Source organism: Hymenobacter norwichensis DSM 15439 (assembly GCF_000420705.1).
In the GTDB taxonomy this organism is placed as follows: Bacteria; Bacteroidota; Bacteroidia; order Cytophagales; family Hymenobacteraceae; genus Hymenobacter; species Hymenobacter norwichensis.
Genome location: NZ_ATVL01000006.1, coordinates 412097 through 426111 on the forward strand (window position 1 = coordinate 412097; position 14015 = coordinate 426111).

The window sequence follows — 14015 nt, forward strand, 5'->3', positions numbered from 1 at the left end:
AGGAATGTAAGGACAAGAGCGGGCCAGTACATTAGGTGCAGGATGGTTTTCAATGGCTTGAAAACCTGTGAATTGTCGAGTTGCCCTCTACCGCTTGTGCTACCTTGTATGAAGCTCACCCACACGGCTTTGGAGAATTCCACTTCCACTTCCGCTTGTCAGCATGACAGTTGCCAGCAGCAATTCAAGCACTTGTTTCAGCTGCACGCGCCGGGGATATACCGCTTCGCGTACAATCATTTGCGTTCCTGCACTGAAGCACAGGAAATTGTGCAGGACTGCTTTCTGAAATTCTGGGAAAAGCGTCATGCGGTAAGCCCCGATGCCGCATCCCTTAAAGGCTACCTCTACACATCGGCCTACCACGCTATTCTCAATCAGGTACGGGGCCGGCACAGCTGGGCGTACCAAGATTACCCGTCCTACCTGGCCACCGACCAAGAGCCACCCACCGCCGCGCTGGAGTATCAGGAGCTTACGGCGTGCTACACGCACGCGGTGGCGCGGCTACCTACTAAGCGGCGCGAAATATTTTCTATGAGCCGCCAGCAAGGCTTGTCGAATGCCACTATTGCGCAAAAATTGAATATTTCTATCAAAACGGTGGAAGCCCAGATAACCCAGTCGCTGAAGTTCCTGCGCACTTGCTTTCAGGCACACGGCGCTACCGTTGCGCTACTGGTGCTGGTTTGCCAGGCTGGGCAATGATAGTTGGGTGTTATATCAGCACAGTGAGTCATTTGCTGACTTACCCGCTGGCTTGTATTCTCTCTTCATCTAAGGCGGAAAAGAGAAAATAACGGCAGGTACTATGCTTGCTTTTCGTGTTCCTTCTTGCGTTCCGGTTCATTGAGCTGAGCTGGAACGCTTACTTTTTACCGAAGGCACTTGCAGTATTTCTTATGAAAGCAAAAGCTCGCGCGCTGTATTCTGTGGTGTGCTTGAAGCAATTAGCTACCCTCTTTTTTTAGGTAACACATTAATGATGGTATCCTTGGCAATACCGCCTAGCAACACAAAAAAACCCGAGGTTAATATTGTATCAATGAGGCTAATCTGTTTTTCAGATAAAAAGGCCCAGGCTTCGGGAGCTAAAAAATGCCACGAGCGGAAGAGGATAGCAATGCAGAATATCCCCACAAAGACGTTGATTACGAGCTTCAGCCGGCCGAGCAGCGTCTTGCGAATCTCTCTTTCAAAAAGAGCCTCGTCTTCTTTAGCTGCCGCCGCTCCTGCATTCACCGAAATGCTCTGCGCTTCTTCCTGCGCAGCAACCCGAATTGTTTCCAGCGCCTTCATATCGCGCCCAGCACCTGGCACCTCCATCTAAACTGCTGTCTGGGCCAACGATTGGTAATGCTCGCGAATCGTTTCCTGCGGAATAATACCGTTGCGAGCTGTCTTCGTCCAAGGGCTACCGTCTTTGTGAGTAACCGCAGATAGGTAGAGTCCGTCCTTGTCGCCGTACACGTCCCAAATTTCACTTAGCAGGCCCTGCGTGCGCACGTCTTCTTCAGGAATAACGGGCACAACGGGCGAGCCTAAGCCTACTCCCCACAGGCCAGAAGTCATCTTGGTGATACGTGAGCGGCCATACTCCTTGAAGGCTTGGTACACACTCGGGATAACCGGCCCATACTGCCACGCCTCAACTGCTTCGCTGATCAACGGTTCCCCAAAAAGGCCGAGGTTCCAGCCGTGCGCGATGTACACCAGCTTAAGCAGCTTCATGGGCGTCACTTCTTTGCCAGTCTCCAACGACTTTTGAACAAAGAAATTAGCAACAGCCAGCGGGTCGTAGACAGGGTTTGATGTATTCATTTTTCCTCCCAATACATAGTACGCAAACGGCTATTTGCTTTGCAGCGGGTAGCCGTCTGTCGAAGCGGTTAACATAAAATTAGCCTCTCTTCAAAGATACAACGGTACTAACTCATAAACTGTTTGCGAATTGAGTAGGGGAGGCCTTATTGCTACTATTTGGGTATCGCTCCAAGAAGAAAATTGATAGGATAGCGCATTAAAGTGCTACAGTGAAGGTACCGATAGGCTTATCGGAAGGTGCTTGCTCCGGCATGTGTTTACTTGAGTTCACCCCGGCTTTTCCTGCACTCACTCGATTTATCCGGCATTCACGTTGAAAGGCTACACGGGCTGGCTGCGGAATCTTCACTTTTGAAGCACTTCGCCACTTTATCCCATCAGCCATGAACCCAATTGAAAAACTCAGCCGCGACGTAACATTTCTGAAAGCCTATGCCTTAGCCGCCACCCTGCTGCCGGCCGTTTTGCTGTTAGCCTCGGCCGGTCGGCCCGATAAGCCGGTGCATTTCGGGGAAGTGTCGGTGGAGCGCCTAAACCTAGTGGAGCGCGACGGCACGGTAAAAATGATAATGGCCAACCAAGCCCGGTTTCCGCAGGGCGTTACTATTGATGGCAAGCACTTGGCTTTCAAGCGCACCCATCCTGGTATGCTCTTCTACAATGCCAAGGGTGAGGAATGCGGCGGCTTGATTTTCGACGGTAATCGGGATAAAGATGGGAAGGTGTCGGCCGGTGGGCACTTCTCGCTCGACCGGTTCGGCCAAGACCAGGTTATTGCGCTCAACTACCAGGAGCAGGGAGGCAGCTACAAAGCCGGCCTCACCTTCAACGATGCGCCTGAGGCATCAATGACGGCTCTGGAAGAAAAATACAAAGACGCTACGCCCGAGCAACAGCAGCAAGCCCGAAAAGCTGGCCAGCTGGGCTTGCAAACCCGTTTGTATGTGGGTACTACTGCCGGCCGTTCCTCGGCCATGATTATGGCCGACCAGCGAGGCGAAACCCGGATGATGCTAGTTGCTAACACCGCACAATCCACCCTGGACTTTAAAGACCGCCAGGGCCACACCCGCCTCACCATTGGGGTGGACAGTACCAACCAGCCGGTGTTGCGTTTCTTCGACGCCAATGGCCAGCCAGCTAAACCAGCTGGGCAGTAGATTAAGCCACTTAACGCGCCCCTTCTATCTTGCTGCCTGCTATGCGCAAACAGCCCTGGTTTTACGTGTTTGTCTTTGGCCTGGCTTTGTTGCTGGCCCTGTACACCCGCCTGATGATGGCCGAGCGTGCCGCGGATTTCTACCTGTTTGCCGACGCGCCGTTCTGGCTGTTTCTCGAAGCGTTACTGGTGGTATACCTGCTCGACCGCCTGCACCAGCACGCTACTCGCCGTGGCCAGGCCAGCGAGCGGGCCGGCTACTACTTTGGGTTGCTGTGGCGGGGCGCAGTGCTTTTCATAGGGTTACTGCAACTGATGCAAGGAGCGCTCATTCTAACTCACATAGGCCGCGGCGACTACGGCACTTGGTATGAGTTTGTCCGTGGGTTGGCAGCGGCGGCACTGCTTTATTTGCTGGTGGGCAGCGTGTACCTGCCTTTCCTCTACCAGCAGCACGCCAGCCACGTGCGCCTAGCGCTGGAGCGGGCCGAGCAAGCCGTTACTCACGCTCGGCTCCGGGCCTTGCAGCAGCACGTTGACCCACACTTTCTGTTCAATAACCTCAACATTCTGGCTGCCCTGATTGAGCCGGACAATCAGCCAGCCCAAGACTACTTGGCCCACTTGGCTGGTTTATACCGCTATTTGGTGCGCACAGGCCAGCACGAAGCCGTACCTGTGGCCGAAGAGTTAGCTTTTGCGCACGATTACCAATTTCTGCTGACTCGTCGCTTCGGCCAGGCTTATGAGTTCATCCACGACGTGCAAGCCAGTGCCGACGACCTGCGCACGGGATTGGTGCCGCCTGGGGTGCTGCAAGAGTTGCTCACAAATGCCGTCAAGCACAATCTGGCCAGCCGGGCCCAGCCGTTGCGGGTGCGTGTACAAGTAACGCCAACCACCCTAACTGTGCACAATGAGCGGCGGCCCCGGCCCACACCTGCCACTGGGGAGGGCAGCGGTCTGGCAGCTTTGCGTAGCCGGCTTACCTTGCTAGCCGACGTGCCCGTGCGCATTGATGACACCCCCGATTATTTTGCCGTGACGCTGCCGCTCACTCCGGCCCTTGCTCTGCCTAGCCATGCGCCTACTGTTGCTTGAAGACGAAGAACCCGCCCTGGCGCTGTTGCGCCGTTTTGCTTTAACGTATTACCCGGCCGCTACCATTGTGGGCGAGTGCCAGCAGGTAGCCGAAGCAGCTGAATTTCTGCGCACCCATCCTGCTCCTGACCTGATTCTCTCAGACATTGAATTGCTCGATGGCAACGTATTCACTTTATTCAACCAAGTGACGGTGAGCAGCCCCTTTATTTTTGTGACGGCCTACGACCAATATCTGGTGCAAGCCTTCGAGCAAAACGGCATTGGGTACGTGCTTAAGCCTGTGCAGTACGCCTCCTTCGCGGCGGCATTACAGAAATACGAGCGGCTGCGACAGGTTATGCAGAGTGCGGCGCTACAACAACTAGCGGCCGCCTTGCCTCAGGCCGCCCCGGCGCCTCGCTACAAGCAACGGCTACTTAGCAAGTCGCGCCAAGGCGTGTATGTACTCGCTGTGGCAGACGTACTCTGTATTCAGTTGCGCAACGGGGTGGCCCATGCCCTAGACGGTAGCGGGCGCACCTATCCATTATCTGAAACCCTGGCCCAACTAGAAGCGGAGCTTGACCCAAGAACTTTCTTTCGTTTGAACCGTAGCGAGTTGGTGGCCCTAGTAGCTATTGAGCGCCTGGAACCCTATTTCAATGATACGCTGGCGGTGTATCTACGAAACCAGCCTGGTGCGCCGCTGGTAAGCAGCAGCCACCGTACGCCCGAACTGCGTAAGTGGTTAGCTGGGTAGTTCGGACGAGCAGCGAGGCAGTTGGTTCACTTGTTACCGGGCCACTATTTGTGGTAGCAGCCAGACAGCTGTTAGTGCAGGGAGGCAACACCTTAGGTAGTTTGTGAGGCCCAGGTTTGCTTGTTGATTTCAAATACGAAATTGAGGTTAGAAGCCTCCCCATAGTAGGCAACTTCCTGCTCGTCCACCTTGGTAGCGCCCAGGCGCTGAATAGCAGTTTGTGAGCGGGCATTGCTCGCCCCAATATGGAAGCGCACTGCATCCACAAATTGAAACACGTAATCGAGCAACAGTCCTTTGACAGTTAAATTAATGCCCTTGCCCCAGGACTGTCGGCCGTAAAACGTGTAGCCAATGAGTATGCTATTCTCGTCGGCATTGTATTCGTAGAGGCGGGTGCTACCTAAAATGGCTCCCGTAGCGTTGTTCACTACTTTGAAAGCGCCTCCACTCTGTAGGGCCCCCGCGAAAAAGTTAGTGAATACGGCACGTTGCCAGCGGTCCTTATTGGGGTGCTGCTCCCATATCAGCGGGTCGGCGGCCACCGCGTACAACTCGTCGAAGTCGGTAGGCTGCAACGGAACTAGCGTAACGGCAGCGGATGATAAGGTGGGCTGTGAGTGGAAGGATGGCATGCAGACAGAAGTATAGAATAATTGTAGCAAAACAACAGGGGCTACGCATTTATCAGCGGCCATATAGTGGCTCGCACACCAGCATCCTTCAACATACTAAGTTCAGCGCCAGCCGAACCACCAATCGGTACTGAATAAGTGGGTAATAGGTAGTCTGCTTGGCTGCATTCATTGGCTTGTTTGCCGTCCGGCGCATGTCTCTTTGCTTAGTGCAGTGAGCCTGCCAGGCCGGCTCAATTAGTTTGCTTGCCAGTTCTACGCCTTTTGCAACGGGTGCTTGATTTGCGCATGATCATTCAAGTTCAAATAGTACGAGCTACGGGCGGGTACTGCACGGCTCGCTCTGATAACTATAGTTCAGGCCTGGATGCGCCGGCGGAGCACGTAATATGCCACTCCATCCCCGTCTTCTACCAGCACAAACGTACTCATCAGCTCCCAGCCCTGTCCATTCAGCCAGTTGAGTGCATCAATGGCAGAACGAAACTCCACCGCTTTGCCCGAGGCATCACGAAATAGATTTTCGGAGACAAGCTTCTGCTGCTGCCCATAATCAATCGAGACTACGTACCGCCCGTTTATCTTCTGCCGGGCCTTGAGTTGGCAGTACTCCTCTGTTCGTTTGTTAGTAGCTGGAATACCCTCCGGCGTTTGAGCATATGTAGCTGAGAGGGTGCCAAGAGCAAGGGCAGAAGCAACAAGTATCTTCTTCATGATCAGTGTAAGCTAATTGGAATGTTAGCTCTACCGTCCAGAATCATACCATACTATCAAAGAGTGCCCAGCCAAGCCAGGCTAGTGGAAGCAGTAGACAAAAATTGCCGTCTATTCAACACAACATTGTGTAGGCTAGCACATAACTCAAAAGCAAATCAGCCGCCTGAACTACAGTTCAGGCGGCTGATTTATAGTGAGCGAGAAACGAGGCTCGAACTCGCGACCCTCAGCTTGGGAAGCTTAGGCACTGTATATACTGCGCATTATCAAAAGTGCTTCTCTGTGGCATTTGAGGGGATTTTCAATTATTTTAGTCTTGCCGTTTATCATTGATATCTGCTTATTAATTACATTTGTGTAATTCGTCGTGTAATTGATAAAACGACTAATTACACGCCTATGAGCAAGACTACACAGCATAAGGAGGGCAAGGCTAGTGTGGAGGTAGTGTACTACACCAGCAATACACTTGCTGATGGGTCACACCCGTTTTTCGTTCGCATCACGAAGGACCGCAAGCGCAAGTACATCGCTACTGGTTTGTGCATGCTTCCAAAACATTGGGACAAGGACGCAAAAAAAATTAGGAACAATTTTCCCAATCCCAGCGACCGGCAAACACTGAAAAATGACCTGCGGGCATGGGAGGAAAGATATGAAGAAGCTGCTGGTGAACTCGCTAAAGCCGATGAGCAGCATGATGTTCACTCGGTAGCAGCCCGCGTGGCTGAAAATCGAAGTAAAACTCGAAGTGGAAGGTTGTTGGCCTATTGTGACGAACTGAGTGATTCGTACCGTGCTATGGGTAAGGTGGGCAATGCCGGCATCTATAAGGACCTACGCAATCAACTGTTCAAATTTATTGTGGCCGAGTGTAGGGTGGAGGATTTGCCTTTAGAACGGGTGAATCTGTCGTTTTGCGACAAGTGGGAGCGTTACCTGCGTTCAACAGGTGCGAAGGAAATCACCCTCTCCCTACGGTTCCGCACCTTGAGGGCTGTACTTAATAAAGCTATTGCCAACGGCTTGGCTAAAGTCGAACATTATCCTTTCGCTCGAACGGCAGCCGAACGCCACAAATTCAGTGTTGGCAAATTCGACGTGAGCACTACAAAACGAGCTGTAAGCCGTGATGCGATTCGGTTGCTGGAGGGCTTGACTCCTGACACAGCGCGGTTGCAATTGGCAAAAGATGTGTTCCTTTTTTCCTTCTATTGCGGGGGAATCAACTTTGTGGACTTGGCGCAGCTTCGGTGGCGTGCGCTTACGGCCACTGATGCGAGCGCCACGACGTACCGATTGAATTATGTGCGGCAGAAGACACAAGGCAAGTTTAGCCTTAAGCTCTTACCGCCAGCTGCTGCGATAGTGGACAAATACCGAAAACTTACTCATGCCATACCGGACAGCTATATCTTTCCCATACTTGACGTGGTGAAGCATCAGACGTCCACGCAGGTAAAGAACCGCCTTCACAAAGTTCTTGGGCAAGTCAACCAAGACCTCAAGGTATTGGCTCCGCTTGCTGGTATTGATACTCCGCTCACTACTTATGTAGCTCGGCACTCATTTGCTACTAGCCTGAAGTATAGCGGCGTGCCTACTGCTGTCATTAAAGAGACAATGCAGCATGCGTCTGAAGCGGTCACTGATCGTTATTTAAAGGAATTTGCTTCTGATATAATGGATGCTGCATATGAACAGCTATTATGAGTCTAATAGAATTTCGTGCCGCTAGGCTCTTAGCTTCACAACCTCGTTTATTGTTCAGTTGGGCACAGGATGGCACACGAGAGGATTTGCAAAGACAGTTTAACAACGATAGCCTAACTACCAAGCACAAGCAAATTGGAGCATTACACGAGCTCTTTATAGCCGAACTGAGGTATAATTTGAAATTGTTGCACCCATCTGATGATAAGGCAGCACGTTACCTCAAAGTGGTAGAAGAAATCTTTGCTAGAGGTCTACAGCAACAGATCTTAACCCTGATAAAGGGTCTTGTAATACAAATTGGCTCAGAACAAAACAGTTCTAGACAAGGAATGACTCGTGATGCAATTGCGTGGTTGAAAATTCAGAATGGCTTGAAAGCAAGTGCTCTTCCTCTCAACAGTAATGAGAGAAGTTTACTTGGTGCTCTCTATGTTTTGGCGATTGGGGCAGTGAGGTATGTGCAAGCTGGCATAGAAGAAGTAAGGAACCAATATGACGTTTTGGAGCCGCTTCCATTAACTGACAAAGATTATAATGCTGCTTTACAGCAACCATTAGGGGCTAGAAGAGACGATACTCAAAACCAAGAATTTACGCTAGACACTTGGGGAGGATTATTGGAAAATGGCTTCACTGTCATAATGCTAAAGAATGTTTTAAGCCGGGTTATACCACCACTGCTTGACGAACAGGGTAAACCAACAGTGGATAGTAAACCACGCATGTGGGCAGCAGTGGTGGCTGCACTCCGAGACGCAGAAAAGATTAGTAGAACTGATAATGCAGCGTTTCACCGCAACGTAGTCCGAGAGTTTGGCGACGTAGCGTCAGAGAGCCAATTACGAGTAGGATATAACGATAACAATCTAATTATGCGAGCCCTGCATAATAGTGTAAAAGGGCTAGTTAGCGATATATAAGGCCTTATCACGTTTTCACGTTTTTTTCACGTTCCGTGAAAACGTGATAAGTTGCTGAGGACGTGCAGTCTATTTGCTGTCACTAAGCCGGTTTACATCCCCGGTGCGACCCTATGCCAGCCCTAATAACTTCGGGAGTAGAGTACTCCCAAGTTTTGATTGACGTCGAGGACATCTTTCAAAAAGTTTTCAACCAAATAATAGCACAAGGCCCCGCCTTACCCGAAGTAGGAGGGATTGAACTAGCTCAAGAAATAACACGGCTAAGTAAGCCACGCATTTATGCGTTAGTTTCAGCGCGTGGTATTCCTCACGCAAAACGTGGTAATAAGCTCCACTTCCACCGAGCTGAACTGTTGAAGTGGATAAATAACGGTCGTCGCAATGAGGAAACTGGGCCTAGCATTTACACAGCTAAGCAAGGTCGTCGTCGTAAAACTGCTCAATGATGGCTGGGGATCAAATACCAATGGAAGCTCCAGCCATGGACACCAACACCTCTTGTTTTGATGAGCAAGCGCACCGTGCGGAGCTTGCTGACCTACGCCTATGGTTAGATGAAGAATTCTTCAACCTGGACTTAGGACGTATTCCTCAAGACAGTAAACGGGTACGACTGCTAAAGTTATTGGCCCGTGCCTATGACCTTTACAATGGCCTAGTTACGCAAACGATCATGGAGGAGATGATCGATGCGCTGGCACGGCAAGAGAACAAGCGTCTTAGAACAGAAATCGGGCTGCTTAAGCAAGAAAATGCCTTTTTGAGGAAGGAGGAAGCCTATCATAAAAGCGCCCTTAAGCAAGAACGAGCGGTTAATTGGGCCTACTTTGAATTGACTTCAAAATACTTGCCCAATACGCAGCAAGAAGGAGGAACCTCATCATGAGCTATGCAGATCGAGTGGATGCCTTCTTTCCTCGTCGTTTTACCCGGAGCGAAGAAACAGAGTACACAGGGCCCGACCGCACTGCATTGGTAGGTGATGAAGTGCGAGCCGACTCGGACGTACCTGAATTAGTACCTGTCGTGCGTATCAATGGGGAGACTTTCGCTGTGCGCGGGGACATTTCCTTCATCTCGGGTAAACCCAAGGCGGGTAAGAGTGCTGTGAGTGTAGGTATGGCGGCGAGTGCCTTATTGCCCTTAGGTCATCAAGAGGATACCCTCTGCATCAGCGTACTACCAGCTAATGGGCGGCCTGTAATTATCGTTGATACGGAGCAGCCCAAGGCTAACACCAAAAAAACGTCTACTAGTATTTGCCGCATTCTGGGGCTAGAGCCCGCCAATCACCCATCGAACCTGAAGGTCTACAACTTTCGGAGTTACAAGAAGGAAGAGAAGTTACTACGGGTGAAAATTCTGTTTGAAACGTATCCAGACACCCATCTGTGGATAATTGACGGCTTAGCCGACTTAATTGATGACGTGAATGGAGCTACTGAAAGTGGCAAAATTGTAGACTGGTTCATGATTCAAGCGACCAGGCTTAACACGACCATTATTCTGGTGGTGCATGAGAATCCGGGCAGCGACAAAATGCGGGGCCATTTAGGTAGTGAAGCAGAGCGCAAAGGCGGTGGGGTTATCAACGTAGCCAAAAATCGAGAGGGAAACTACCACACGATTAATAGCAAAATCCTACGCAATGCGCCTGATTTTGAAACGGTGTACTTCTCCTACTCCCAGGGCCGACGTTTTTTCGTGACTGATGGCCGAGCCGCGGCTCTTGTCTGCGCCGAAAAGGATAAAGATGAGCGAGACTTGGCCCGGCTATGTTTCCCGGAGGGTACCGACTCACTTCGTCACACAGAATTGGTTAAGCGCATCGAGAACCTGCGAAATGTGAAGGAAACAGCTGCAAGCAAGTGGAAGAAGCGAATGCTGGCGTGCGGCATGATTGTGAAACGTGAGGTAGAGCAAGATTACATCTTATCAGAAAGCTTAATGCTTGACCTACTACCTAGCCCAGGTTTCCAAGCAGATCTACCACTACACACCCCTTTCACTATGAGCATCACCTCACCTCGCGGGGCTGTATAGAGCATGCGGGGTGAGGTGATGTATCACTGGGCAAAGCACGCACATAGGATTTAGCCTAACTACATCACCTCTACTCCTGCTTATACTATGAGGGGTGAAGTGGTATGATAAAACCAAGAATTCTGAATGCACAAATCAAACTGCCTAGATCTGGGCTGTGGATGATTTCTTATGCGTCCACATGAGCATGAATTTTCCTTTTCGATGATGATTTCAGAACGTTTGCGTGCGTTCGCGAACATTCATAACAATAATTTCTCTGCCTTTTTATGCGTAACATAAACCAAAACTGCATCCAGTGCGAAGAGCCTATGCAAGGCCGCGCCAACAAGAAATTTTGCTCAAATGCGTGCCGTGCACAACACTTCAGAGACAATCCCATAGAAACCGCTGCTGTAATCACGCAAGTCCAACCGTCGACTTTTCGTAATCCTCCGGTACAGTATGCATCTCCTCCTATCGAGCACGCTCGAGTGATGCCATTAGCTGAAGAGGAAGACGACGATGAAGATGATGCCGACGATAGAATTCGTGCGAAAATTGCCCAGAAGCGCAAAGCCGAAGAGGATGTTGAACTCAGCAAAAAGCTTGATGGGCGTTACAGCAAGTTGGTAGATGAGTGCCTAAAAGCTGATGGTACGAATTTCAACGACGACGACGATGACGAACTACAAGCATGGTTGGATGAAATAGATGATTTGATCGTCGATTACCGCAGCCATCCTGGTATAGATCTATCGGCTGGTTACGCTCGTGAACGTTTGGACGACCTTCACTGGCTACGTGACAAATTCAACCGTTTATTAGGAGAATGGGTAGACCAGCCTACCTCTTGGCGTCACAATATCCAACCCGTTTATTTTGAAATGTCTACGAAGCGTAAGAAGCTATTACGTGCTCATCTGCTCTTGAAATAGCTAGAAAACAGGCAATCACACGGATTAATCACACTATCTGGTTGTCTGGCAGAGAGCAGCGCCAACCGCTTAACTAAGGCTCAGGCCGCTGGCTACCGCGGAGACGATGTACAGAGTATTTGGACCGCTGCCGCGAAAAATTTCAGCAGGGCTAGAGCATACAACCTCACCACACACTAAATGATATTCGTGTGGTGAGGTTGTATACTTTTATATCAACTCTTGAAAAAATTACAGCAGTTCCGGCAGGCCCAAATCATCTAGCAGCAGCGGCAGATACCGAGCGTCAAAATCTTGGGTGGTTCGCAAAAGTTGTTGAAAACCTAGTTGCTGAAGGGCGGTATCCAATACAGTACGTAGCGGCCCATAAGTACTGGTGAGCAAGCAATAGAAACCAGTGTGCAGGTCGGTGGCATCAAATGCCATTTCCAGTAGTATGCTGCCCGCCCGCCGTACTCTGGCAATCCAAACATATTTAGGGAGCAAGCGCAAGGTAATGCGCTGCGCCTGGGCCAAATTGCCGGGTGGGTTTTGTAGCTGGTCAGCCTTGTACTCGTTGCTGTAAGATAAGTAGATGTCCCACACCAGCGGCAGCGGCTCGTTGGGAAAGATGCCCTGACAGAGCACCACCAACAACTGATTGAACACAGCAGCCTGTTCGTATACTTGTTCGTATTGGATGCGCACATCGGGCACTATGGGAACCGCCACAGCTACTAAGGCAGCTGGTTCGCGTTGGCTCCAATCGCCATGCAATGGCCAAGATGTTTCTAAGTGCCCTTCGGTGTCGTTGAAGCCTAAGCGTGAGTAGGGGCCAATGCCATCGTCATGCACGTACATGCGCTCAATCCCGTCCGAGAGCAAGGCTGTACTACCGGAATAGTTGTGCCCAGGTTGCGGCTCCCGGTAGCCGGTCGCGGTTATTAGGTGTCCGCCGCTGGCAAAACCTATGAACAGCAGCACAGGCAACCCCATTTTCAAATAAGCATAAATGAATGCTTTGGCTTCCTGAAGCTGGCGGGTGGCTTCACCAGATTCAACATCTTCTGGTGTAGGCACGGCGTAATTACGATACTCTGATACCAGTCCCACGGATTCAATAGCCGTTAGAATCTGGTTGGTATCGAGGCCCCGACTAGGGAAGTTGCGACCGTTGTTGTGAAACAGGTTACCCGCCGACTCAGTGATATGGTAAGGCGAAGGCAACTTGGTTTGAAACAGAAATGCCGTTTTGTGGAAGGCCATCCACAAGGCTGTGGTGGCACAGGCGCTGACGTTGGTATCCTGCTGCTGAAAAATGAGCGTTTCGATAGTCAGCTTACGCCCGAGCAAGTTGACAGGGTAAGGCCGCCGCACTGGATAGCGACGTTGCTTTTGGTTTCCATCGGTGTATGGGCGTAACAAAGTAGCCCCAATAGGAGCAGGTAGCGGCTTTACCACGACATATCCCAAGTATGCTGTCCATATCTCGTGATTTTCCTCAGGCAAGGCTGCCAGCAGCTCGTCTTCCGTGAATGACAATGCGAAGAAGTGCACTCGCTTGCAATACCGCTCGTAGGGGGCAAAGCAGTGAGCATAATAGTGGGTATAATCCGTCAGGTAGGATTGGCTTACATATGGCGATTCGACTAGAATAGTTTGCGCATTTAGCCCGTCGTTTTTTTCCCCCAGATACTCCTTAAAAAAGGCAAACTGCTGGCTGCGGCAAATAGTGGCTGCCTGCACCCACCTGTTTTCCAGCACTGCGGCCAAGTTTGCTTCGGAATAAGGTAGTAGCGTGGTTTTGATAATAACGGGTGGATCGGTGTGTAGAGGCATAAGGAGAAATGAAAACGGCGTTCCAATTAGGAACGCCGTCTGAACATATTGTGAAAACCTATTAGAACGATACGGGAACGTTGAGGCGATTACGATCAATAATAGCCTTTTCCTGCAAAGATTTCACGTCGCGTTTCACCTGTGCAACTCGCTCCCGATAGTTGGGGCTTTGCAATTCGGCTTGTACTCGTTGCAAGTCGAAGGTGACTTGGGGAGATTTATTTTGTGCCATGGGAAAACAGAAAAAACGTGAAAAACGGAAATGAAGATAGGGATGTGCTGATAAAAAGTGCCTGAAGGCTAGGTGGCATACGGAAATCGGACCGCAAAGTACGCGAATGCCCTCCGAAACTACAGAAGTTTCGGCACAAATAGTCGCAGTATTTATGAGAAATACACCTGTCTATCATAAAAGGTGCC

16 protein-coding genes are annotated in these 14015 nt (G+C 50.6%); 10 read left to right on the plus strand and 6 right to left on the minus strand.

Features of this window, described 5'->3' with window-relative positions:
- Window positions 1–108: 108 nt before the first annotated feature.
- On the plus strand, window positions 109–708 hold the full coding sequence (locus tag G536_RS30225; protein WP_022822064.1) for an RNA polymerase sigma-70 factor: 600 nt from the start codon (window positions 109–111) through the stop codon (window positions 706–708).
- A 246-nt stretch (window positions 709–954) separates the two neighbouring features.
- On the opposite strand, the gene G536_RS0102810 is transcribed toward G536_RS30225, so the two are convergent.
- Both G536_RS0102810 and G536_RS0102815 read right to left on the minus strand, forming a co-directional pair.
- Window positions 955–1299: a hypothetical protein gene (locus G536_RS0102810; RefSeq protein WP_157530350.1), complete on the minus strand. Its 345-nt coding sequence runs from the start codon at window positions 1297–1299 to the stop codon at window positions 955–957.
- 27 nt (window positions 1300–1326) lie between these two features.
- Complete coding sequence (locus tag G536_RS0102815; protein WP_022822066.1) at window positions 1327–1821, minus strand: Panacea domain-containing protein; 495 nt, start codon at window positions 1819–1821, stop codon at window positions 1327–1329.
- Window positions 1822–2207: 386 nt separating this feature from the next.
- Between G536_RS0102815 and G536_RS30230 the strand changes: the two genes are divergently transcribed.
- From G536_RS30230 to G536_RS0102830, 3 genes are read left to right on the plus strand one after another with little or no spacing between them, the layout of a single operon-like run.
- The gene (locus G536_RS30230; RefSeq protein ID WP_022822067.1) at window positions 2208–2984 is read left to right on the plus strand and encodes a hypothetical protein; all 777 of its coding nucleotides are present in this window, start codon (window positions 2208–2210) and stop codon (window positions 2982–2984) included.
- A gap of 41 nt (window positions 2985–3025) precedes the next feature.
- Window positions 3026–4084 (plus strand): sensor histidine kinase, encoded by a 1059-nt coding sequence (locus tag G536_RS30235; protein WP_022822068.1) that lies wholly within the window; start codon window positions 3026–3028, stop codon window positions 4082–4084.
- The gene (locus tag G536_RS0102830) at window positions 4065–4826 is read left to right on the plus strand and encodes a LytR/AlgR family response regulator transcription factor (RefSeq protein WP_022822069.1); all 762 of its coding nucleotides are present in this window, start codon (window positions 4065–4067) and stop codon (window positions 4824–4826) included. Before G536_RS30235 ends, G536_RS0102830 begins: the two co-directional genes overlap by 20 nt.
- A gap of 92 nt (window positions 4827–4918) precedes the next feature.
- Here the strand turns inward: G536_RS0102830 and G536_RS0102835 are convergent, their stop codons facing one another.
- Together G536_RS0102835 and G536_RS0102840 are read right to left on the minus strand one after the other, a co-directional pair.
- On the minus strand, window positions 4919–5461 hold the full coding sequence (locus G536_RS0102835; protein WP_022822070.1) for a GNAT family N-acetyltransferase: 543 nt from the start codon (window positions 5459–5461) through the stop codon (window positions 4919–4921).
- Between the two features lie 357 nt (window positions 5462–5818).
- Window positions 5819–6175 (minus strand): hypothetical protein, encoded by a 357-nt coding sequence (locus G536_RS0102840; protein ID WP_022822071.1) that lies wholly within the window; start codon window positions 6173–6175, stop codon window positions 5819–5821.
- Window positions 6176–6577: 402 nt separating this feature from the next.
- On the opposite strand from G536_RS0102840, the gene G536_RS0102845 reads away from it, so the two are divergent.
- From G536_RS0102845 to G536_RS0102870, 6 genes are all read left to right on the plus strand, one after another.
- On the plus strand, window positions 6578–7891 hold the full coding sequence (locus tag G536_RS0102845) for a site-specific integrase (RefSeq protein ID WP_022822072.1): 1314 nt from the start codon (window positions 6578–6580) through the stop codon (window positions 7889–7891).
- A complete protein-coding gene (locus G536_RS0102850) occupies window positions 7888–8814 on the plus strand; it encodes a hypothetical protein (RefSeq protein ID WP_022822073.1) in 927 nt (308 codons plus the stop codon). Before G536_RS0102845 ends, G536_RS0102850 begins: the two co-directional genes overlap by 4 nt.
- A gap of 113 nt (window positions 8815–8927) precedes the next feature.
- Entirely contained in the window at window positions 8928–9263 is a 336-nt protein-coding gene (locus tag G536_RS33035) for a helix-turn-helix domain-containing protein (protein WP_022822074.1), read from the plus strand.
- A gap of 35 nt (window positions 9264–9298) precedes the next feature.
- Window positions 9299–9703, plus strand: a complete 405-nt coding sequence (locus G536_RS0102860; RefSeq protein WP_157530352.1) for a hypothetical protein — start codon at window positions 9299–9301, stop codon at window positions 9701–9703.
- A complete protein-coding gene (locus G536_RS0102865; protein ID WP_022822076.1) occupies window positions 9700–10860 on the plus strand; it encodes an AAA family ATPase in 1161 nt (386 codons plus the stop codon). Before G536_RS0102860 ends, G536_RS0102865 begins: the two co-directional genes overlap by 4 nt.
- Before the next feature lie 269 nt (window positions 10861–11129).
- Window positions 11130–11777, plus strand: a complete 648-nt coding sequence (locus G536_RS0102870) for a hypothetical protein (protein ID WP_022822077.1) — start codon at window positions 11130–11132, stop codon at window positions 11775–11777.
- Between the two features lie 231 nt (window positions 11778–12008).
- On the opposite strand, the gene G536_RS0102875 is transcribed toward G536_RS0102870, so the two are convergent.
- Together G536_RS0102875 and G536_RS32005 are read right to left on the minus strand one after the other, a co-directional pair.
- On the minus strand, window positions 12009–13595 hold the full coding sequence (locus G536_RS0102875; RefSeq protein ID WP_022822078.1) for a hypothetical protein: 1587 nt from the start codon (window positions 13593–13595) through the stop codon (window positions 12009–12011).
- A 61-nt stretch (window positions 13596–13656) separates the two neighbouring features.
- The gene (locus G536_RS32005) at window positions 13657–13827 is read right to left on the minus strand and encodes a hypothetical protein (RefSeq protein ID WP_157530354.1); all 171 of its coding nucleotides are present in this window, start codon (window positions 13825–13827) and stop codon (window positions 13657–13659) included.
- Window positions 13828–14015 lie beyond the last annotated feature (188 nt).

Coding starts and splice junctions, on each gene's coding strand:
- G536_RS30225 (WP_022822064.1), top strand. CDS start 109: ATGAAGCTCACCCACACGGCTTTGGAGAATTCCACTTCCACTTCCGCT.
- G536_RS0102810 (WP_157530350.1), bottom strand. CDS start 1,299: ATGAAGGCGCTGGAAACAATTCGGGTTGCTGCGCAGGAAGAAGCGCAG.
- G536_RS0102815 (WP_022822066.1), bottom strand. CDS start 1,821: ATGAATACATCAAACCCTGTCTACGACCCGCTGGCTGTTGCTAATTTC.
- G536_RS30230 (WP_022822067.1), top strand. CDS start 2,208: ATGAACCCAATTGAAAAACTCAGCCGCGACGTAACATTTCTGAAAGCC.
- G536_RS30235 (WP_022822068.1), top strand. CDS start 3,026: ATGCGCAAACAGCCCTGGTTTTACGTGTTTGTCTTTGGCCTGGCTTTG.
- G536_RS0102830 (WP_022822069.1), top strand. CDS start 4,065: ATGCGCCTACTGTTGCTTGAAGACGAAGAACCCGCCCTGGCGCTGTTG.
- G536_RS0102835 (WP_022822070.1), bottom strand. CDS start 5,461: ATGCCATCCTTCCACTCACAGCCCACCTTATCATCCGCTGCCGTTACG.
- G536_RS0102840 (WP_022822071.1), bottom strand. CDS start 6,175: ATGAAGAAGATACTTGTTGCTTCTGCCCTTGCTCTTGGCACCCTCTCA.
- G536_RS0102845 (WP_022822072.1), top strand. CDS start 6,578: ATGAGCAAGACTACACAGCATAAGGAGGGCAAGGCTAGTGTGGAGGTA.
- G536_RS0102850 (WP_022822073.1), top strand. CDS start 7,888: ATGAGTCTAATAGAATTTCGTGCCGCTAGGCTCTTAGCTTCACAACCT.
- G536_RS33035 (WP_022822074.1), top strand. CDS start 8,928: ATGCCAGCCCTAATAACTTCGGGAGTAGAGTACTCCCAAGTTTTGATT.
- G536_RS0102860 (WP_157530352.1), top strand. CDS start 9,299: ATGGACACCAACACCTCTTGTTTTGATGAGCAAGCGCACCGTGCGGAG.
- G536_RS0102865 (WP_022822076.1), top strand. CDS start 9,700: ATGAGCTATGCAGATCGAGTGGATGCCTTCTTTCCTCGTCGTTTTACC.
- G536_RS0102870 (WP_022822077.1), top strand. CDS start 11,130: ATGCGTAACATAAACCAAAACTGCATCCAGTGCGAAGAGCCTATGCAA.
- G536_RS0102875 (WP_022822078.1), bottom strand. CDS start 13,595: ATGCCTCTACACACCGATCCACCCGTTATTATCAAAACCACGCTACTA.
- G536_RS32005 (WP_157530354.1), bottom strand. CDS start 13,827: ATGGCACAAAATAAATCTCCCCAAGTCACCTTCGACTTGCAACGAGTA.